This is a genomic window from Staphylococcus sp. ZWU0021 (genome assembly GCF_000798895.1).
Classification (GTDB): Bacteria; Bacillota; Bacilli; order Staphylococcales; family Staphylococcaceae; genus Staphylococcus; species Staphylococcus saprophyticus.
Window position 1 is genome coordinate 48,884 of the sequence record NZ_JTLN01000027.1, and the last position, 20,464, is coordinate 69,347.

The 20,464-nt window shown below is 33.4% G+C and carries 19 protein-coding genes; all 19 read left to right on the forward strand.

What is annotated here, in order from left to right:
- The first annotated feature begins 141 nt into the window (after nt 1-141).
- The 19 genes from mraZ to L987_RS05825 all read left to right on the forward strand — a co-directional run bounded on the left by mraZ (nt 142) and on the right by L987_RS05825 (nt 20,407).
- Nucleotides 142-573: a division/cell wall cluster transcriptional repressor MraZ gene (gene mraZ / locus L987_RS05735; RefSeq protein ID WP_011303330.1), complete on the forward strand. Its 432-nt coding sequence runs from the start codon at nt 142-144 to the stop codon at nt 571-573.
- A gap of 14 nt (nt 574-587) precedes the next feature.
- Nucleotides 588-1,523 carry a 16S rRNA (cytosine(1402)-N(4))-methyltransferase RsmH gene (gene rsmH / locus L987_RS05740; protein ID WP_011303329.1) on the forward strand — a complete coding sequence of 312 codons (936 nt, stop codon included), beginning with the start codon at nt 588-590 and terminating at the stop codon, nt 1,521-1,523.
- 14 nt (nt 1,524-1,537) lie between these two features.
- Nucleotides 1,538-1,930: a cell division protein FtsL gene (gene ftsL / locus L987_RS05745; RefSeq protein ID WP_011303328.1), complete on the forward strand. Its 393-nt coding sequence runs from the start codon at nt 1,538-1,540 to the stop codon at nt 1,928-1,930.
- Nucleotides 1,911-4,145 (forward strand): penicillin-binding protein, encoded by a 2,235-nt coding sequence (locus L987_RS05750; RefSeq protein ID WP_047503505.1) that lies wholly within the window; start codon nt 1,911-1,913, stop codon nt 4,143-4,145. The genes ftsL and L987_RS05750 overlap by 20 nt, the downstream gene beginning before the upstream one ends.
- Before the next feature lie 193 nt (nt 4,146-4,338).
- Nucleotides 4,339-5,304 carry a phospho-N-acetylmuramoyl-pentapeptide-transferase gene (gene mraY, locus L987_RS05755; protein ID WP_011303326.1) on the forward strand — a complete coding sequence of 322 codons (966 nt, stop codon included), beginning with the start codon at nt 4,339-4,341 and terminating at the stop codon, nt 5,302-5,304.
- A gap of 1 nt (nt 5,305) precedes the next feature.
- Nucleotides 5,306-6,655, forward strand: a complete 1,350-nt coding sequence (gene murD, locus L987_RS05760) for a UDP-N-acetylmuramoyl-L-alanine--D-glutamate ligase (RefSeq protein ID WP_002483544.1) — start codon at nt 5,306-5,308, stop codon at nt 6,653-6,655.
- Between the two features lie 15 nt (nt 6,656-6,670).
- Nucleotides 6,671-7,558, forward strand: a complete 888-nt coding sequence (locus tag L987_RS05765; RefSeq protein WP_052190972.1) for a cell division protein FtsQ/DivIB — start codon at nt 6,671-6,673, stop codon at nt 7,556-7,558.
- A gap of 105 nt (nt 7,559-7,663) precedes the next feature.
- Nucleotides 7,664-9,094: a cell division protein FtsA gene (gene ftsA / locus L987_RS05770; RefSeq protein ID WP_047503508.1), complete on the forward strand. Its 1,431-nt coding sequence runs from the start codon at nt 7,664-7,666 to the stop codon at nt 9,092-9,094.
- 29 nt (nt 9,095-9,123) lie between these two features.
- Nucleotides 9,124-10,296, forward strand: a complete 1,173-nt coding sequence (ftsZ, locus tag L987_RS05775; RefSeq protein WP_002483541.1) for a cell division protein FtsZ — start codon at nt 9,124-9,126, stop codon at nt 10,294-10,296.
- 446 nt (nt 10,297-10,742) lie between these two features.
- Entirely contained in the window at nt 10,743-11,531 is a 789-nt protein-coding gene (gene pgeF / locus L987_RS05780) for a peptidoglycan editing factor PgeF (protein WP_047503513.1), read from the forward strand.
- A gap of 17 nt (nt 11,532-11,548) precedes the next feature.
- Entirely contained in the window at nt 11,549-12,223 is a 675-nt protein-coding gene (locus tag L987_RS05785) for a YggS family pyridoxal phosphate-dependent enzyme (protein ID WP_011303322.1), read from the forward strand.
- Between the two features lie 5 nt (nt 12,224-12,228).
- Entirely contained in the window at nt 12,229-12,834 is a 606-nt protein-coding gene (locus tag L987_RS05790; RefSeq protein ID WP_047503516.1) for a cell division protein SepF, read from the forward strand.
- Nucleotides 12,835-12,847: 13 nt separating this feature from the next.
- Complete coding sequence (locus L987_RS05795) at nt 12,848-13,138, forward strand: YggT family protein (RefSeq protein ID WP_002483537.1); 291 nt, start codon at nt 12,848-12,850, stop codon at nt 13,136-13,138.
- Between the two features lie 56 nt (nt 13,139-13,194).
- Nucleotides 13,195-14,025, forward strand: a complete 831-nt coding sequence (locus L987_RS05800) for a YlmH family RNA-binding protein (protein WP_048787294.1) — start codon at nt 13,195-13,197, stop codon at nt 14,023-14,025.
- A 139-nt stretch (nt 14,026-14,164) separates the two neighbouring features.
- Nucleotides 14,165-14,767 (forward strand): DivIVA domain-containing protein, encoded by a 603-nt coding sequence (locus L987_RS05805; RefSeq protein ID WP_011303320.1) that lies wholly within the window; start codon nt 14,165-14,167, stop codon nt 14,765-14,767.
- Nucleotides 14,768-15,009: 242 nt separating this feature from the next.
- On the forward strand, nt 15,010-17,760 hold the full coding sequence (gene ileS / locus L987_RS05810) for an isoleucine--tRNA ligase (protein ID WP_011303319.1): 2,751 nt from the start codon (nt 15,010-15,012) through the stop codon (nt 17,758-17,760).
- Nucleotides 17,761-18,011: 251 nt separating this feature from the next.
- A complete protein-coding gene (locus L987_RS05815) occupies nt 18,012-18,806 on the forward strand; it encodes a VOC family protein (RefSeq protein ID WP_047503520.1) in 795 nt (264 codons plus the stop codon).
- 194 nt (nt 18,807-19,000) lie between these two features.
- A complete protein-coding gene (gene lspA / locus L987_RS05820) occupies nt 19,001-19,477 on the forward strand; it encodes a signal peptidase II (protein WP_011303317.1) in 477 nt (158 codons plus the stop codon).
- 12 nt (nt 19,478-19,489) lie between these two features.
- The gene (locus L987_RS05825) at nt 19,490-20,407 is read left to right on the forward strand and encodes an RluA family pseudouridine synthase (protein ID WP_047503523.1); all 918 of its coding nucleotides are present in this window, start codon (nt 19,490-19,492) and stop codon (nt 20,405-20,407) included.
- Nucleotides 20,408-20,464 lie beyond the last annotated feature (57 nt).

Here is a 20,464-nt window from a genome sequence, read left to right on the forward strand (position 1 = left end):
GGGATTCACCCGATTCATCAATTTGATGAAACGGGTATTTTTTTACGCTTTTTAAGAAAAACTAGTTAAATTTGTATAATTAGTGGAGGATAGTGGTGAGATGTGGTAAATTATATATATGAGAAGGTAAGGTGATTATAAATGTTCATGGGAGAATACGAGCACCAATTGGATACAAAAGGACGTATGATCGTTCCATCCAAGTTTCGCTATGACTTAAATGAGCGTTTTATAATCACTCGCGGCCTTGATAAATGTTTGTTTGGCTACACTTTAGAAGAATGGCAAGTCATCGAAGAGAAGATGAAGACATTACCAATGACTAAAAAAGACGCACGTAAATTTATGCGTATGTTCTTCTCTGGTGCTGTTGAAGTTGAGTTAGATAAACAAGGGCGTATTAATATTCCACAAAATTTACGCCAATACGCGAACTTAAGTAAGGAATGTACAGTAATAGGGGTTTCAAATCGCATTGAGATTTGGGACAGAGAAACTTGGAGCAGTTTCTATGATGAATCTGAAGAAAGTTTTGAAGATATTGCTGAAGACTTAATTGATTTTGATTTTTAAATGGAGGTGCTAAATTGTTTCATCATGTCAGTGTAATGCTTAAAGAGACCATTGATTATTTAAATATTAAGGAAGATGGCGTGTATGTCGACTGTACATTAGGTGGAGCAGGCCACGCACTCTATTTATTAAATCAACTCGGAGACGAAGGTAGACTTATTGCGATAGATCAAGATACAACAGCTATAGAAAACGCAAAAGAAGTATTGAAAGAACACTTACATAAAGTGACCTTCGTCCATAACAACTTTAGAAAAATAACTGAAATTTTAAATGATCTGAATATTGAAAAAGTAGATGGTATTTATTACGACCTTGGTGTTTCTAGTCCGCAACTGGACGTTCCTGAGCGAGGTTTTAGTTACCATCATGATGCAAAACTGGACATGCGTATGGATCAAACACAATCATTATCTGCTTTCGAAGTAGTAAATGAATGGGAATTCGAAAAATTAGTCAGAATATTTCATCGTTATGGTGAGGAAAAATTCTCTAAACAAATTGCCCGACGCATAGAACAAAATAGAGAGCAAAAGCCAATCGAAACGACATTAGAACTTGTAGATGTTATTAAAGAAGGTATTCCAGCTAAAGCAAGACGAAAAGGTGGACATCCAGCTAAAAGAATATTCCAAGCAATTAGAATTGCTGTAAATGACGAATTATCGGCATTTGAAGATTCATTAGAACAAGCAATTGATGCAGTAAAAATGGATGGTAGAATTTCAGTCATCACATTCCATTCATTGGAAGATCGGTTATGTAAACAAATGTTTCAAGAGTACGAAAAGGGGCCAGATGTACCAAGGGGATTACCAGTAATACCTGAAGCATACACACCTAAATTGAAACGCGTTAACCGTAAACCTATTATCGCAACTGACGAAGATCTTGAAGAAAATAATCGAGCGCGTAGTGCGAAGTTACGTGTTGCAGAAATATTAAAATAAGGAGTGAATGTTGAGTGGCAGTAGAAAAGATATATCAACCTTATAACGACATAGAGACACAAATACCTGAGTCGCCACCGTCGACCCAGACCAAAACCGTAAAACGCAAGGTAGTAGTTCAACTTACAAAGTTTGAGAAGATGTTATACATAGGACTAATAACAGTAATTGCTTTAATAAGTATATATATGCTATCTTTAAAAATGGATGCGTATGATACTCGAGGAAAAATTGCAGATTTAGATACAAAAATCGAAAAACAATCAAGTGAAAACAGCGCAATAGAATCTGAAATTAAAAAGAACTCTTCATATGAACGCATTTACGATAAGGCTAAAAACGAAGGAATGAGCCTTAAGAACGACAATGTAAAGGTAGTGCGTAATAATGTCGAAGCGAAAAATTAGATTTAAAAAACCCAAATTTCAAATAAAACAAAGTAAAATAGGGGCAGTCCTACTCATCCTTGGATTCGGACTGCTCTTTTTTACGTTGGTTTTAAGATATTCATATATTATGTTGACCGGACATTCTTCTGGAGAAGACTTAATAATGAAGGCAAATGAGAAATACTTAGTAAACACCCAAGAACAACCAGAACGAGGGAAAATTTACGATCGAAACGGCAAGGTATTAGCAGAAGATGTTGAACGGTATAAAGTAGTTGCAATTGTTGATAAAAAAGCAAGTGAAGGTAGCGATAAACCTAAACATGTAACTGACAAAAAGAAAACTGCGAAAAAATTGGCTACCGTTGTTGATATGTCGGCTAAAGAAATTGAAGATAAATTAAATAATAAAAAAGCTTTCCAAGTTGAATTTGGTCAAAAAGGTACAGATTTGACTTATCAAGAAAAAGAAAAAATAGAAAAAATGAAACTTCCAGGTATCACACTATATCCTGAAACCGAAAGATTTTATCCTAATGGAAACTTTGCGTCTCATTTAATCGGTATGGCACAAAAGAATCCAGACAATGGAGAATTGAAAGGTGCTATGGGCGTAGAGAAAGTTTTTGATAGTTATTTATCTGGTCAAAAAGGTGCGTTATCTTATATTCATGATATCTGGGGATATATAGCGCCAAATACTAAGAAAGAGCAAACACCTAAACGCGGTGATGATGTTCATCTTACACTCGATTCGAATATTCAAGTATTCGTTGAAGAAGCATTGGATGGCATGGTAGAACATTACAAACCAAAAGATTTATTTGCAGTAGTGATGGACGCACATACAGGAGAGATATTGGCGTATAGCCAAAGACCAACTTTTAATCCTGAAACTGGTAAAGATTTTGGTAAAAAATGGGCAAACGACTTGTATCAAAATACGTATGAACCGGGTTCTACTTTTAAATCATATGGTTTAGCAGCAGCTATTCAAGAGGGTAAATTTGATCCAGATAAAAAATATACAGCTGAACCAAGAGAAGTAATGGGTTCAAAAATTTCTGACTGGAATAAAGTGGGTTGGGGTAAAATCCCAATGTCACTTGGTTTCACTTATTCTTCAAATACATTAATGATGCATTTGCAAGATTTAGTAGGTGCAGATAAAATGAAGGATTGGTACGAGAAATTTGGTTTCGGTAAGTCGACAAATGGTATGTTTGACGGTGAAGCTACAGGCGGCATCGCTTGGGATAATGAAGCTCAACAGAAAACATCTGCCTTTGGTCAATCTACAACAGTTACCCCAGTGCAAATGCTAAGAGCACAATCAGCATTCTTTAATGGTGGTAATATGTTGAAACCATGGTATGTTAACAGTATTTCAAATCCAGTAAGCAAAGATACTTTCTTCAAAGGTAAGAAAGAATATGCAGGCAAACCGATAACTAAAGATACTGCTAAAAAAGTTCGTACTGAATTAGATAAAGTAGTTAATAGTGAAGATAGTCACGCGAAAAATTATCAAATTGATGGTTATGATGTAGCTGGTAAAACAGGTACCGCACAAGTAGCTGACTCAGATAACGGTGGTTATGTTAATGGAGAAAATCCTTATTTTGTTAGCTTTATTGGTGATGCACCTAAAGATGATCCAGAAGTGATTGTTTATGCTGGTATGAGTTTAGCTCAGAAAAATGATCAAGAGGCATACGAAATGGGTGTCAGTAAGGCGTTCAAACCAATTATGGAAAACACATTGAAATATCTAAATGTTGGAGATAAAGAATCTAAAGACAAGTCAGATGTTAAATATAGTGAAGTACCTGAAGTTGAAGGTCAAGAAACTCAAAAAGCGCAAGATAAAGTGAATAGCAAATCGTTAGAACCAATCGTTATTGGTGACGGTGAGAAAATTACAAAACAATCGGTAACTGCAAATAAAAAAGTATTACCAAACAGTAAAGTCTTGTTACTCACTGATGGCGATATAACAATGCCAGATATGTCAGGTTGGACAAAAGAAGAAGTGGTAGCATTTGAAAATCTTGCGAATGTGAAGATAACGACTAAAGGTAGTGGATTTGTTTCACAACAATCAACAACCAAAGGTCAGAAAGTAAGCAAAAATGATAAGATTGAAGTAACTTTATCTTCAGAAGCTATTGATGGTCAGTCCTCAGAGGAGCAAGATAGTGAAAAAGATTCGAAAGATAGTAAAGATTCATAGCACATAACGAATACGGTATTACATTGATATTATCATGCATACTGCTGTACTAAATTGAGGTTTTAAACAATAGTGCGAATATTTTAAAGTGGAGTCAACACTGTGGAATGTTCGCCTATGACCTCTATACATAGTTTTAAACACTCAGCATAACGACATAATCCAATTAATTAAGTATATAAAGGAGCATAATATGGTTTATCTACTCGCAATCATCGCACTTTTAATCACATTTATATTAGTCCCAGTATTAATACCGACATTGAAAAGGATGAAATTTGGGCAAAGCATCCGAGAAGAAGGTCCTCAGAGTCACATGAAAAAAACAGGTACACCAACAATGGGTGGACTCACTTTCCTAATTAGTATCATCATAACTTCAATTTTAGCGATTATTTTTATAGATAATTCTAATCCTATTATTTTATTGTTATTTGTAACAATTGGATTTGGTTTGATTGGCTTTATAGATGATTACATTATTGTTGTAAAGAAAAATAACCAAGGCTTAACTAGTAAACAAAAGTTTTTAGCTCAAATCGCGATAGCAGTTATATTCTTTATATTGAGCCAAGTGTTTAATTTAACGGACTTTTCAACAGGAATTCATATACCATTTATCAATTTTGAAATTCCTTTGTCAATTGCGTATGTAATTTTCATAGTTTTTTGGCAAGTTGGCTTTTCAAATGCAGTTAATTTAACAGATGGCTTAGATGGTTTAGCAACTGGACTATCAATTATTGGTTTCGTTATGTATGCAATTATGGCTTATTTCCAAGGTGCAACATCTATTGGTTTATTCTGTATTATCATGATTTTTGCATTATTAGGATTCTTACCATTTAACTTAAACCCTGCAAAAGTATTTATGGGTGACACAGGTAGTTTAGCCTTAGGTGGTATCTTTGCTACGATTTCTATTATGTTAAACCAAGAACTTTCATTGCTATTTATTGGATTTGTATTCGTAGCTGAAACATTATCAGTGATGATACAAGTAACATCATTTAAATTAACAGGTAAACGTATTTTCAAAATGTCACCTTTACATCACCATTTCGAACTTGTCGGTTGGAATGAAACTAAAGTAGTAACGGTATTTTGGACAGTCGGTCTAATTACAGGACTAATTGGTTTATGGATTGGAGTGAGTTAACATGCTTAAATATAGAGGATTAGAAAATAAAAATGTTTTAGTCATTGGACTAGCAAAAAGTGGCTATGAGGCAGCGAAATTATTAAATAAACTTGGCGCAAATGTGATTGTGAATGATGGTAAAGATTTAAGTCAGGATGCACATGCAATTGATTTAGAAAATGAGGGTATTAAAGTCATTGGTGGAGAACATCCATTGTCTTTACTGGATAGTCATCCCATTATTGTGAAAAATCCGGGGATACCTTATACAGTACCTTTGATAGAAGCGGCTGTTGAAAAAGGTTTAACTATTTTAACTGAAGTTGAATTGAGTTACTTAATATCGGAAGCACCAATTATAGGTGTAACGGGTACAAATGGTAAAACAACTGTGACTTCATTAATTGGAGATATGTTCCAAAAAAGTAGAGTGACTGGGAAATTGTCTGGTAACATTGGCTATGTGGCTTCTAAAGTAGCACAAGAAGTGACTGCTGACGATTACTTAGTGACTGAATTATCTTCATTCCAGTTATTAGGAATTGATCAATATAAACCTCACATTGCTATTATTACAAATATCTATTCTGCACATTTAGACTATCATGAAACTTTAGACAATTACCAAAATGCCAAAAAGCAAATTTATAAAAACCAAACTGAAAATGATTATTTAATATGTAATTATCATCAACGTCATTTAATTGAATCAGAGACACTAAGAGCAAAAACGTATTATTTTTCAACACAACAAGAAGTTGATGGGATATATGTTAAAGATGACTACATCGTTTTCAAAGGTTTTAGAATTATCCATAAAGACGATTTAGTATTACCAGGAGAGCATAATTTAGAAAATATTCTTGCTGCTGTATTGGCTGCGCTACTTTCAGGTATATCCGTTAAAGCCATTATTGATAGTTTGACTTCTTTTTCTGGCATTGAGCATAGATTACAATATATTGGCACGAATAAAACAAATAAATATTATAATGACTCTAAAGCGACGAATACACTTGCGACACAATTTGCATTGGATTCGTTTAAACAACCAATAATTTGGTTATGTGGTGGCTTAGATAGAGGAAATGATTTTGATGAATTAATTCCTCATATGAAAAATGTCAGAATGATGGTCGCTTTCGGTGAAACGAAAGAAAAATTTATCAAATTAGGTGAAAGTCAAGGAAAGTATGTAATTACAGCAAACGACGTGCAAGATGCTGTTGATAAAATTCAGTCAGTTATAGAGCCAAACGATGTTGTGTTACTTTCTCCGGCTTGCGCAAGTTGGGATCAATACAATACTTTTGAAGAGCGAGGAAATAAGTTCATTAAAAGTTTCCAAGCAAATTTACCTTCTTTTTAAAGGGTGTGAAAATGAATGGCTGATAAAGTAAAAGAATTTGATTCGGATTATTTGAAAGAAAAAAGAGCAAAACGACGAAAAAGACAGAAACAAATTCAATATTCAATATTTGGTGTTTTGTTATTCATCATCATTTTAATCTTGATTTATATGTTTACACCCTTAAGTAAAGTTAATAGTGTGAAGATAGCTGGAAACGATAATGTTTCTAAAAGTACGATAGATAAAGCTATTAATGTAAAAAGCAGTTCACGAATGTATACGTATAGTACAACAAAAGCTAAAAACAATTTAGAAGACAACGAGCTTATCAAAAGTGCAGAAGTTAAAAAAGTTTTTCCAAATAAACTATCCGTTAAAGTGACTGAAAAGCAAATCGTTGCGATGGTTCAAAAGAAAGATAATTATGTGCCAATTTTAGAAGATGGATCAGAATTAAAGAATTATGATGGAAATGCGACGGATGATGGCCCAATTCTTGAAGGGTTTGAAAAAGATAAAAAAGAAAAAATTATTCATGAATTATCAAGTATGCCAGCAAATGTGAGAAGCATGATTGCAGAAATTAAATATGATCCTCAAGAAAATGCGCAAAGCCAAATCAAATTATTTACAACAGATGAAATACAAATAGTAGGTAATTTAAATACAATTGCTAATAAAATGAAGTATTATCCACAAATGTCGCAATCCTTAGAACGTGATGAATCTGGTAACTTGAAAAAATCAGGGTATATTGATTTATCAGTAGGTGCATCATTTATTCCATATAGTGATGGAGGTAGTACAAAATCTACGAGTGAGCAAAATGTACAGAAAAAAACAAGCGAAGAAAATGAAGCAAAAGATGAGTTGCAAAGTGCATTAAATAGAATTGCAGATAAGTCAAACGAAAATAATTAAAAAATTTAGACAAACACATGTGTTTATAGTTCACAAGCGTTAAAACGTATTGTAAACTGTTAATAGTGTGAACTTGAATAAGTGATTGTCAGGAGGTGCCTATCTATGGAAGAGCATTATTATGTAAGTATAGATATCGGTTCATCAAGTGTTAAAACAATAGTGGGCGAAAAATTTCACAACGGAATAAATGTGATAGGTACAGGACAGACCTACACAAGTGGGATTAAAAATGGTCTTATTGATGACTTCGATATTGCGAAACAAGCGATAAAAGATACAATCAAAAAAGCCTCTATTGCTTCAGGAGTAGATATAAAGGAAGTCTTTTTAAAACTTCCAATAATCGGAACAGAAGTATTTGATGAGTCTAATGAAATAGAATTTTATGAAGATACTGAATTAAATGGTACGCACATTGAAAGTGTGCTTGAAAGTATTAGAGACAAAAATGATGTACCAGAAACTGAAATTATTAACGCATTTCCAATTAAATTTGTTGTTGATGGCGAAAATGAAGTTTCTGATCCAAAAGAACTGATTGCAAGACATAGTTTGAAAGTTGAAGCAGGCGTCATCGCAATTCAAAAATCAATTTTAATTAATATGATTAAATGTGTTGAGTCTTGTGGAGTAGATGTACTAGATGTTTATTCTGACGCATATAATTATGGCTCAGTGCTTTCTGCTACTGAAAAAGAATTAGGTGCTTGTGTAATTGATATTGGTGAAGACATCACACAACTTGCGTTTTATGAACGTGGAGAATTAGTTGATGCAGATGCTTTAGAAATGGCAGGTCGTGATATTACTGAAGATATAGCCAAAGGGTTAAATACTTCATTTGAGACTGCTGAAAAAGTTAAACACCAATATGGGCACGCTTTCTTTGAATCTGCATCGGATCAAGATATCTTTACTGTTGATCAAGTAGATAGCGAAGAAGATGTTCAATTTACTCAAAAAGATTTAGCAGATATTATCGAAGCACGAGTTGAAGATATTTTCTTCAATGTATTTGAGGTTTTACAAGACTTAGGTCTTACAAAAGTAAACGGCGGTTTCGTAGTTACTGGTGGTTCGGCTAATTTATTAGGAGTCAAAGAATTGTTGCAAGATATGGTGAGTGAGAAAGTTAGAATTCATACACCATCACAAATGGGAATTAGAAAGCCTGAATTCTCATCAGCAATTTCAACAATTTCTAGTAGCATTACTTTCGACGAATTGCTAGATTATGTTACAATTAGTAATCGTGACAGTGAAGAATTCGAAGAGGAAGTCATCGAATCTGATGAAAGAGAACACAGTACAAAATCAAGCGGATTTGATTGGTTCAAGAAAAAATCGAACAAGCAAGATGATGAACTTCAAGCTACTTCTTCAGAATCAACTCGAACAAAAGAATCTGTTGTTGATGAAGAAGAACCAGAGGTATACGACGATGAAGTAAATGTCGAACACGATGAAGAACTTAAACCTCAGGAAAAAGAAGAAGGTAAATTTAAAAAACTTATGAAATCTCTATTCGATTGATTGGCCATTAAAACTAGGAGGAAATATAAATGTTAGAATTTGAACAAGGATTTAATCATTTAGCGACGTTAAAAGTCATCGGTGTAGGGGGCGGCGGTAATAACGCTGTAAACCGTATGATTGACCATGGTATGAATAATGTTGAGTTTATTTCTATTAATACGGATGGACAAGCTTTAAACTTATCTAAAGCTGAGTCAAAAATCCAAATTGGTGAAAAATTAACTCGTGGTTTAGGCGCTGGCGCTAACCCTGAAATTGGTAAAAAAGCAGCTGAAGAATCACGTGAACAAATTGAAGATGCAATCCAAGGTGCAGATATGGTATTCGTAACTGCTGGTATGGGTGGCGGTACAGGTACTGGTGCAGCACCTGTAGTAGCTAAAATTGCTAAAGAAATGGGTGCGTTAACAGTTGGTGTTGTAACACGTCCATTTGGTTTTGAAGGTCGTAAGCGTCAAACTCAAGCTGCAGCAGGTGTAGAAGCTATGAAAGCTGCTGTTGATACATTAATTGTTATTCCTAATGACCGTTTATTAGATATCGTTGATAAATCAACACCTATGATGGAAGCATTTAAAGAAGCTGATAATGTATTACGCCAAGGTGTTCAAGGTATTTCTGATTTAATCGCAGTATCAGGTGAAGTTAACCTTGACTTTGCAGACGTTAAAACAATTATGTCTAACCAAGGTTCAGCATTAATGGGTATCGGTGTTTCTTCTGGCGAAAATCGTGCTGTTGAAGCTGCTAAAAAAGCAATTTCATCACCATTATTAGAAACTTCAATCGTTGGTGCACAAGGTGTGCTTATGAATATTACAGGTGGAGAATCATTATCATTATTCGAAGCTCAAGAAGCAGCAGACATCGTACAAGATGCAGCTGACGAAGATGTTAATATGATATTTGGTACTGTAATTAATCCTGAACTACAAGATGAAATTGTTGTAACAGTAATCGCAACTGGTTTTGAAGATAAACCTTCATCACAAGGTCGCAAAGCTTCAAACACAGGATTTGGAAGCAGTGCTACAAGCAGCAATACAACTAAAGAAGACACATTCGCTTCAAACACAACGAATGCGTCTCAATCATCAGATAGTGCTAGTGAAGGTAGAGCACATACTACGAATGAAGATGACATTCCAAGCTTTATTAGAAATAGAGAAGAAAGACGTTCAAGAAGAACTAGACGTTAATTTAAAATCTTTTTGTAATATATGATTATAAATAAAAGTTGAGTCTGAGGCATAAACAATGCTTCAGGCTTTTTTCTGATATGATAAAGTATCGCTTATCCATAGAACTACTTTATAGAACTACTTTTCAGAACTACTTTTTCATTTATGAATAATAGTAGTTCTTATACATGAGCTTTAGCTCAGGTAATCCGTTTTCTTACTGTTTCTTTTTCAAATTTAAAGAAAATAAAATGAGTCGGCTTCCAATTACAAATGGATCTACTCATAGATTTACAAATGCTAGTATAAATAGAGATATTTTATTATAATTAAAGTGTGTCTGTTATATGAATGACAAATGTTTTTCAGATAAGCAGAAAGTTGAAACTAGCCATTATTTTGGAAGGGCATGTTGATTCGTAATATTAAAATTGAATAATATAAATTAATGGAGGTTCGTTGTGATGCAAGATAAATTTATTAAAAAGCGTCATATCTTGGAATATGAGGATAAACAATTAATAAATGTAAAACTGGGTATAACAACAAGAGAAGACGGTTTAAGTCCATATCCTCATAATGCGTTTAATATGGCAAGATATATTGATGATTCTCAGCAAAATATTACGAAACATCAAGAAATGCTTGCAACAGTTATTGGATTTCCAAGAGAACAATGGGTCTTCCCTATCCAAACACATGAAAACAAAGTTGTTAAAGTAACTAGCAACGATAAAGGAACAAATATTGATGCGTTAAATGATGCATTGCATGGTGTAGACGCACTATATACTTATGAACCCAATCTATTACTTACAATGTGCTATGCAGATTGTGTCCCAATATATTTTTACAGTGAAAAACATCATTTTATTGGACTGGCGCATGCTGGTTGGAGAGGGACGGTTGGACAAATCGTGAATGCATTAATCTCAAATATTGATTTTGACTTAAATGATTTAAATGTTGTTATTGGACCTGCTACTTCGACATCATATGAAATTAATGATGATATTAAATCAAAATTTGAAACGCTTCCCATTGATATCAACCAATATATTGATACTAGAGGCACAGACAGACATGGTATTGATTTAAAATGCGCCAATGCATTATTACTTGAAAATGCGGGTGTTCCCAAAGATAATATATATATAACAAATTATGCGACATCTGAAGATTTATCTTTGTTCTTTTCCTATCGAGTTGAAAAGGGGAACACAGGTAGAATGTTAGCATTTATTGGTCAATAATGAAGAGGTGTTTAAAGTTGGATGTACAATATAATTTAGAAAAAATAAATGAACAAATTGAAGCACATTGTAAAAAAGGTAATATTACAACGAAGCCAGACGTGATAGCAGTGACAAAGTATGTTACAATAGACCGAGCTAATGATGCATATAATGTTGGCATTAGACATTTCGGTGAAAATCGTTTAGAAGGCTTTCAACAAAAGAAAGCAGCTTTACCAGATGATGTTGTGATGCACTTTATTGGTTCATTGCAAACACGAAAAGTGAAAGATGTTATCAATGAAATAGATTATTTTCACGCGTTGGATCGGTTAAAATTGGCAAAAGAAATCAATAAACGTGCTGAACATAAAATTAAGTGTTTTGTTCAAGTCAATGTTTCAGGTGAATCATCGAAACAAGGTGTTTCATTATCTGAAGTAGAAACATTTATAAAAGAATTAAAGCAATATGAAAATATAGAAATTATAGGACTTATGACTATGGCGCCATTAACTGACGATGAGTCATATATTAAACGTTTATTTCAATTATTAAAATTAAAAAGAGATGAAATTAAAGCGCTCAATTTAAATTATGCACCATGTACTGAGTTGTCAATGGGAATGAGTAATGATTTCCATTTAGCTGCTGAAGAAGGTGCATCATTTGTGAGAATTGGGACTAAACTTGTAGGAAAAGAGGAGTGAGCCCCGTGGCTTTAAAAGATTTATTTAGTGGATTTTTCGTGGTTGAAGAGGAAGATGACGAATTAGAAGCACCACCAGAAGAAAATGAGCAACAAGAAAGACAACAAGCTAAACAACAAGCGCAGTCTCAAAATCAATTTACAGAACAACCTAGAAATGTGAATTCAGAAAGACCGAGATCGATTCAATCCGTGCCCAAAAAGCAGTCAACTAGATTGCAACAATCATCGGGTGAAAGGAAGTATCAAATGAATAACACTACATCAAAAAATAATGCTAGGAACGTTGTGAATATGAATAATCAAGAGCAAGAAAATTATGATTTTACACAAGAAAGTTCTAAAATGTGTTTATTTGAACCACGTGTTTTTTCAGATACACAAGATATAGCTGACGAATTAAAAAATCGTCGTGCAACATTAGTTAACTTACAACGTATCGATAAAGTATCAGCTAAACGCATCATAGACTTTTTAAGTGGTACTGTATATGCGATTGGTGGAGACATCCAACGCGTCGGATCAGATATATTCTTATGTACACCAGACAATGTTGAAGTTGCTGGCAGTATCACGGATCAAATAGAAAATATGGAATACCAAGGTGAATAGAGGTTAAAAATAAATGGATATAGGTTTATTAGCAAATATATTTAATTTTATTTTATTCTTGGTTCAAATTTATTATTATGGAATGATTGTTTATTTCTTTATGTCGTGGATTCCAAATGCACGAGAAAACAGATTTGGTCAATTTTTAGCCAAAATTTATGAACCATTTTTAGAACAATTCCGTAAGATTATTCCGCCGCTCGGAATGATTGATATTTCGTCAATTGTTGCCATCATTGTACTTGTATTATTCAGAAGTGGATTGGCAAGTATCTTCAATCTTATTTTGAGTAAATTAATGTAATGATTAAAGCAATAATTAATATTTAGAGTGAATTTAAAAAAGTATGTATAAAATAAATGATAAGCACCTACGTTCATAGACGCGAGGTGCTTTGTCTTGTATTTGGGGTGAGCGTCATAGATATATATCAGCATTTTAGAAAAGAAGAGCATGAATTAATAGATCAACTTATAGATAAATGTAATCGGGCTAATGATCAATATTCGCCTATTTTAACGCCATTTTTAGATCCACGTGGTCAGTATATTATGAATGTGGTGGCTGGCAGTTTTGAAGATTTAGAAGTTACATTTTATGGTGGGCCATTCGCGGAAAGAAAAAGAGCGATGATTGCGCCAAGTTATTTTCAACCAGATGCAGAGGCATTTGAAATTGTATTAATTGAAATAGATTATCCTCAAAAATTTGTAACATTACAGCACCAACACATATTGGGTACAATCATGTCTTTAGGTATTGAAAGAGATCAACTAGGTGACATTGTTGTAGATGATCGAATTCAATTTACTTTGACAAAACAATTAGAATCTTATATTATATTAGAATTAACTAAAATCAAAGGTGCTTCAGTTAAACTTAATTCTATTCCTATAAAAGATATGATACAATCAAAAGAGCATTGGCTATCTTTTGAAACGACTGTCAGTGGTTTAAGATTAGATGTCGTATTAAAAGAGATGGTGCGTAAATCACGCTCGATAGCTAAGCAACTTATTGATAAAAAGCGTGTTAAAGTCAACCATACAGTGATTGATGCTGCAGATTTCCAACTAGATAGTGGGGATTTGTTGTCTATCCAAGGATTTGGAAGAGCGATGATTACTGATATTGGTGGTAAAACAAAAAAAGATAAAATACGCATTTCATATAAAACGCTGTTTAAATAATATGAAGTTTATGAAAGCGAATATAAACACTTTGCACAATTAACTAAATGATATATTATAAAAGAATATTGTAGGAAAAACACTATTTATCTTATTTAATCAAAGCTGATAATAGTGTATTATAGAAGGAGGATCATGTATGCCTTTTACACCAAGTGAAATAAAAAACAAAACATTTACTCAAGTAAAAAGTGGGTTTGAACCTAAAGAAGTTGAAGACTATTTAGAACAATTAAGTAATGAAATTGAACGTCTAAAAGAAGACAAAGCTCAGTTAGAAAAAGTCATTGAAGATAAAGAAACAAATATTCAATCTTACAAGGATGTACATCAATCCGTAAGTGATGCTTTAATTCAAGCAAAACATGCTGGTGAGGAAACTAAAGCAGCTGCTACAAAAGAAGCAGAAGCAACAGTAGCAAAAGCAAAAGCAGAAGCGGATAAAATTGTTAATGATGGTGTGGAAAAAGCACGTCGCTTATCTTTCCAAACAGAAGATATGAAACGTCAATCAAAAATTTTCAGATCGCGTTTCCGTATGCTAGTTGAAGCACAATTAGATTTACTTAAAAGTGAAGATTGGGATTACTTATTAAATTATGATTTGGATTCTGAACAAGTGACTCAAGAAAATATTAATCATTTGAATGAAAAGGATTTAACTGAAGAAGAAAAAGCTATGAAAGCAAAAGCAGAAGCAGATAATACTGCACAATCAAATGATGATCCGAATAAAGCATAAGGATAACAGACACGTTTGAAACGAAACACATATCAAAGCGAGTTAGGAATAGTGAGAGCCTTTCATATGTGCGTTTCTAATATCACTGTTGTCACAATTTATATAACATAAATGAGAGAACTCTAAGTTGAGTTAACCAGGGTGGTAACGCGGTCAATATCGTCCCTGTTAATTGAACTTAGGGTTCTTTTATTGTATAAAATGAACTAACTTAGAAAATCGGAAGAAGGAGTGTATTGAAAATGGATTATAAAGATACGTTGTTAATGCCAAAAACAGATTTCCCAATGCGTGGAGGTTTGCCAAATAAAGAGCCAAAAATACAAGAAGAATGGGATGCCAAAAATATTTATCAAAAAGTATTAGATAAAAATGAAGGTAATCCGTCATTTATTTTACATGATGGACCACCGTATGCGAATGGTAATTTACACATGGGCCATGCCTTAAATAAAATTCTTAAAGATATTATTACGAGATATAAATCCATGCTTGGTTACTATGCACCATACGTTCCAGGTTGGGATACACATGGTCTTCCAATTGAACAAGCATTGACTAAAAAGGGCGTTAAACGTAAAGAACTATCAATCGCTGAATTTAGAAAAAAATGTGAAGCATTTGCATTAGAACAAATCGACAACCAGAAAAAAGATTTTAAACGTTTAGGTGTTAAAGGTGATTTTAATAATCCATACATTACGCTTAAACCTGAATATGAAGCAGCTCAAATTCGTTTGTTTGGTGAAATGGCAGACAAAGGATTAATTTATAAAGGTAAAAAACCTGTTTATTGGTCACCATCAAGTGAATCGTCATTAGCTGAAGCTGAAATTGAATATCAAGATAAACGTTCACCGTCTATTTATGTAGCTTTTGATGTTATAGATGGTAAAGGTATTGTAGATGACGATGCACAATTCATCATCTGGACAACAACACCATGGACTTTACCTTCAAATGTTGCCATTACAGTACACCCAGATTTAACTTATGGTCAATATAATGTTAACGGCAAAAAATATATTATCGGTAAAGATTTAGCGAGTGATGTGGCTGAAGCGCTAGATTGGGACGAAGATACTTTAGAATTAGAAAAAGAATTCAAAGGTAAAGACTTAGAGTACATTAAAGCGCAACATCCATTCTTTGATCGTGAATCATTAGTTATCAACGGGTTACACGTTACTACTGATGCAGGTACAGGTTGTGTACACACAGCACCAGGTCATGGTGAAGATGACTATATTGTTGGTCAAAAATACAATTTACCTGTTATCAGTCCTGTTGATGATAAAGGTGTGTTCACTGATGAAGCAGGTCAATTTGAAGGCATGTTCTATGATAAAGCAAACAAAGAAATCACAGATTTATTAAAAGAAGATGGCTCATTATTAAAATTAGAATTTATTACACATAGTTACCCTCATGATTGGCGTACTAAGAAACCAGTGATCTTTAGAGCGACACCACAATGGTTTGCTTCTATTGATAAAGTACGTGAGGACATCTTAAGTGCAATAGACGATACGCAATTCAAAGTTGATTGGGGTAAAACACGTATCTATAATATGATTCGTGATCGTGGAGAATGGGTTATTTCTCGCCAACGTGTATGGGGTGTGCCATTACCAGTATTTTATGCAGAAAATGGTGACATCATCATGACAAGTGAGACCGTAAACCATGTTGCAGATTTATTTGAAGCAAATGGTTCAAATATTTGGTTTGAACGTGAAGCGAAAGATTTACTGCCAGAAGGTTTTACACATCCTGGTAGCCCTAACGGCGAATTCACAAAAGAAACGGATATCATGGATGTATGGTTTGATTCAGGTTCTTCACACCGTGGTGTATTAGAGGCACGTCCAGAATTATCATATCCTGCAGATTTATATCTTGAAGGTAGTGACCAGTATCGTGGTTGGTTTAACTCTTCAATAACAACTTCTGTAGCTACAAGGGGACAATCACCATATAAAATGTTACTTTCTCATGGCTTTGTCATGGATGGCGAAGGTAAAAAAATGAGTAAATCATTAGGAAATGTGATTGTTCCTGATCAAATCGTTAAACAAAAAGGTGCAGACATTGCACGTCTATGGGTAAGTAGTGTAGATTATTTAGCAGATGTTCGTATATCTGATGAAATCTTAAAACAATCTTCTGATGTATATCGTAAGATTAGAAATACGCTAAGATTTATGCTAGGAAATGTGAGTGATTATAACCCTGCCACAGACGCTATCGCAGAAAAAGATTTACTAGAAGTAGATAAATATTTATTAAATAGATTACGTGAATTTACTGCAAACACATTAGATCACTATGATAACTATGATTATTTAGATATTTACCAAGAAGTTCAAAACTTTATCAATGTGGAATTAAGTAATTTCTATCTAGATTATGGTAAAGATATTCTATATATTGAAGAACGTGATTCACACAAACGTCGCAGCATGCAAACGGTGTTATACCAAATTGTAGTAGATATGACAAAACTACTTGCACCGATTTTAGTTCATACTGCTGAAGAAGTTTGGTCTCATATTCCACACGTAGAAGAAGAGAGTGTACATTTAACAAATATGCCAGAGCGCGTAGAAATTGATCAAGCGTTTGTTGATAGATGGAATACATTTATGAAATTACGTGATGATGTTAACCGTGCATTAGAAGTTGCACGTAATGAAAAAGTAATCGGTAAATCACTCGAAGCAAAAGTTGTGATTGGCTCTAATGAAAACTTCGATGCGACGACATTCTTACAACAATTCAAAGATTTACAACAACTATTTATCACTTCTCAAGCTGAAGTTGTCGATAAAGTAGATGACGGTGTTGCATATCAACATGGTGATATCCGTATCGAACATGCTCATGGAGAAAAATGTGAACGTTGTTGGAATTATAGTGAGGAATTAGGTTCAGTAGGTGAATTAGATAACTTATGTCCTCGTTGTCAAGCAGTTGTAAAAACACTTGTATAAGAATTAGAAAGTAAGTAAAAATGATTCAATAAGTTCAAAGGTTACTTATATTTGCATTCAGCAAATTAAGTAACCTTTTCTTATGGCAATAATTGTTGTTATAATTTAGTGAAAATAAAATGCTAATGGCGCGGATGTACAGTAATATCAATAATGAAGGACGTATGAATTAGCATAGGTAGATAGATAAAAATTAAACGTAAAGTGTCATTTTAATGAATAAGAAATTGACATTTGGAAAGGTGTTTGTCATGTTTCATAATCAAAGTGCTCATTTTGTAAATGGCATCACATTAAATGTAAGAGATAAAGAAGCAATGAAGCATTTTTATCAAGACATATTAGGATTGAATGTAGTGAATGAATCACTATCTATTGTTCATTATGAAATAGGAAATATGAATCATTTTTTAACATTAAATCAAATAAATATGGGGAGAGAGCCATTAACATCGGAAGCTGGCTTATTTCATTTAGCTATAAAGTTACCTTCAAAGACAGACTTAGCAGATTTACTTGTACAGTTAAGTGAATATACAATTCCAGTTAACGGCGGTGAACACGAAACGGCTACCTCAATTTTTCTAGAGGATCCTGAAGGCAATGGACTTGAATTCTATGTCGATAATCCAATGGAAGATTGGTCTTTTGAAAATGGACAAGTTGTATTAGAGACCCAACCGATTAATGTGCCACATCTATTGACTTATGTATCAAATGAAAAGTGGCAAGGCATTCCAGATGAAAGTATTATTGGTTATATTAATCTAAAGACAATAGAGTTAAAACGTATTAAATTATATTACAAGCGATTTTTTGGTTTAGAACCATCCGCTTTAGAAACCAATCATTCAGTATATTTATCATCAAATGGTTATCATCAGCATATCGTTGTGAATAATTGGTACTCTAGTATCAAACGTATTGAAAATGAACGTACCTATGGTTTGGCTTGTGTAGATTACCATTATCCTGAATCGACTCATAAACGCTTAACTGGACCCGATGGGATTCAATTTAGATTCAATTTCTACAAAGTGATATAAAGAAGCGAAATAAAAAATGAAAAGCATAGTTAGAAATTTCCTGATTGCATCGGTATAATTTTAAACGTCAAAATTTCGTATAGGAAATGTAGTTTTTTTACAGATAATGAAACTGTAACTTTTTTTATAAGTTTGAGTAGGATATAATGAGAGTTGTTGTAAAAGCGACTGAACGTAGAATAGGAGGTACGGACATGAAACGTCAGTACTATATTGGTATTTCTTTATTCATAACAATCATTATATTAGTATTAGATCAAATCACAAAATTTATTATTGCTAGTTCAATGAAAGTGGGAGATTCATTTGAAGTTATTCCCAACTTTTTAAATATAACTTCGCATCGTAATGATGGTGCAGCTTGGGGAATTTTAAGTGGAAAGATGAGTTTTTTCTTTATTATCACAATCATTATACTGGTTGTACTCATCGTATTTTATATTAAAGAAGCGAAAAACAATTTATTGATGCAAATCGCAATTAGTTTATTGTTTGCTGGTGCATTAGGGAACTTCATCGATCGTGTGTTACATGGAGAAGTTGTAGACTTTGTAGATACATATATCTTTGGATATAATTTTCCAATATTTAATGTAGCTGACTCAAGTTTAACGATAGGCGTTTTATTAATTATTATCGCTTTGCTAACAGATATGAAGAAAGAAGAATAGGAGAGATATTGTATGGATATACATCAGTTTAAGATTGAAAATCCAGAAGATACAGGCCAACGTATCGATAAATTACTACCTGAATATCATTCAGAGTGGTCACGTACACAAATTCAAGACTGGATTAAAGCTTCTCTAGTAAAAGTAAACGACCAGGTCATTAAATCTAATTATAAGACAAAAATGAATGATCACATTGTTGTAACCGAAAAAGAAACCGTTGAAGCGGATATTCAACCAGAAAATTTAAATTTAGATATTTATTATGAAGATGATGATGTAGCGATTGTATATAAACCTAAAGGTATGGTTGTGCATCCATCTGCAGGTCATTATACCGGTACATTAGTGAATGGTCTAATGTATCAAATGAAAAATTTATCAGGTATTAACGGTGAAATACGTCCAGGTATTGTACATCGTATTGATAAAGATACCTCAGGTTTACTCATGGTTGCTAAAAATGATGTGGCACATCGTAGTTTAGTTGATCAACTCGTTAATAAAACCGTGACACGTAAATATGTCGCTTTGGTACATGGTAATATTCCTCATGATTATGGTACTGTTGATGCGCCGATTGGTAGAAATAAAAACGATCGTCAATCTATGGATGTTGTAGATGATGGTAAAGAGGCGGTTACACATTTTAATGTTTTAGAACATTTTAATAAATACACATTAATAGAGTGTCAATTAGAAACCGGACGTACCCACCAAATCCGTGTGCATATGAAATATATTGGTTATCCATTAGTTGGTGACCCCAAATATGGCCCTAAAAAAACATTAGATATAGGTGGCCAAGCGTTACACGCTGGAATTATTGGCTTTGAACATCCAGTTACACATGAGTATATTGAAAAATCAACTGCATTACCTGAAGATTTTGAACAGTTATTGTCAGAATTACGTAGAAGTGATAAATAAAAATGATAAAATTTTATAAAATGGATTATTAAACATTCATAGTGCCTAATTTTTAAT

Excerpts from the sequence above, each read along its gene's own strand:
- L987_RS05825 (WP_047503523.1), top strand. The coding sequence starts at position 19,490 with ATGGATATACATCAGTTTAAGATTGAAAATCCAGAAGATACAGGCCAA.
- L987_RS05800 (WP_048787294.1), top strand. The coding sequence starts at position 13,195 with ATGATAAGCACCTACGTTCATAGACGCGAGGTGCTTTGTCTTGTATTT.
- mraY (WP_011303326.1), top strand. The coding sequence starts at position 4,339 with ATGGTTTATCTACTCGCAATCATCGCACTTTTAATCACATTTATATTA.
- murD (WP_002483544.1), top strand. The coding sequence starts at position 5,306 with ATGCTTAAATATAGAGGATTAGAAAATAAAAATGTTTTAGTCATTGGA.
- ftsZ (WP_002483541.1), top strand. The coding sequence starts at position 9,124 with ATGTTAGAATTTGAACAAGGATTTAATCATTTAGCGACGTTAAAAGTC.
- L987_RS05765 (WP_052190972.1), top strand. The coding sequence starts at position 6,671 with ATGGCTGATAAAGTAAAAGAATTTGATTCGGATTATTTGAAAGAAAAA.
- L987_RS05805 (WP_011303320.1), top strand. The coding sequence starts at position 14,165 with ATGCCTTTTACACCAAGTGAAATAAAAAACAAAACATTTACTCAAGTA.
- L987_RS05815 (WP_047503520.1), top strand. The coding sequence starts at position 18,012 with ATGTTTCATAATCAAAGTGCTCATTTTGTAAATGGCATCACATTAAAT.
- L987_RS05750 (WP_047503505.1), top strand. The coding sequence starts at position 1,911 with ATGTCGAAGCGAAAAATTAGATTTAAAAAACCCAAATTTCAAATAAAA.
- lspA (WP_011303317.1), top strand. The coding sequence starts at position 19,001 with ATGAAACGTCAGTACTATATTGGTATTTCTTTATTCATAACAATCATT.
- mraZ (WP_011303330.1), top strand. The coding sequence starts at position 142 with ATGTTCATGGGAGAATACGAGCACCAATTGGATACAAAAGGACGTATG.
- L987_RS05795 (WP_002483537.1), top strand. The coding sequence starts at position 12,848 with ATGGATATAGGTTTATTAGCAAATATATTTAATTTTATTTTATTCTTG.
- ftsA (WP_047503508.1), top strand. The coding sequence starts at position 7,664 with ATGGAAGAGCATTATTATGTAAGTATAGATATCGGTTCATCAAGTGTT.
- pgeF (WP_047503513.1), top strand. The coding sequence starts at position 10,743 with ATGCAAGATAAATTTATTAAAAAGCGTCATATCTTGGAATATGAGGAT.
- ileS (WP_011303319.1), top strand. The coding sequence starts at position 15,010 with ATGGATTATAAAGATACGTTGTTAATGCCAAAAACAGATTTCCCAATG.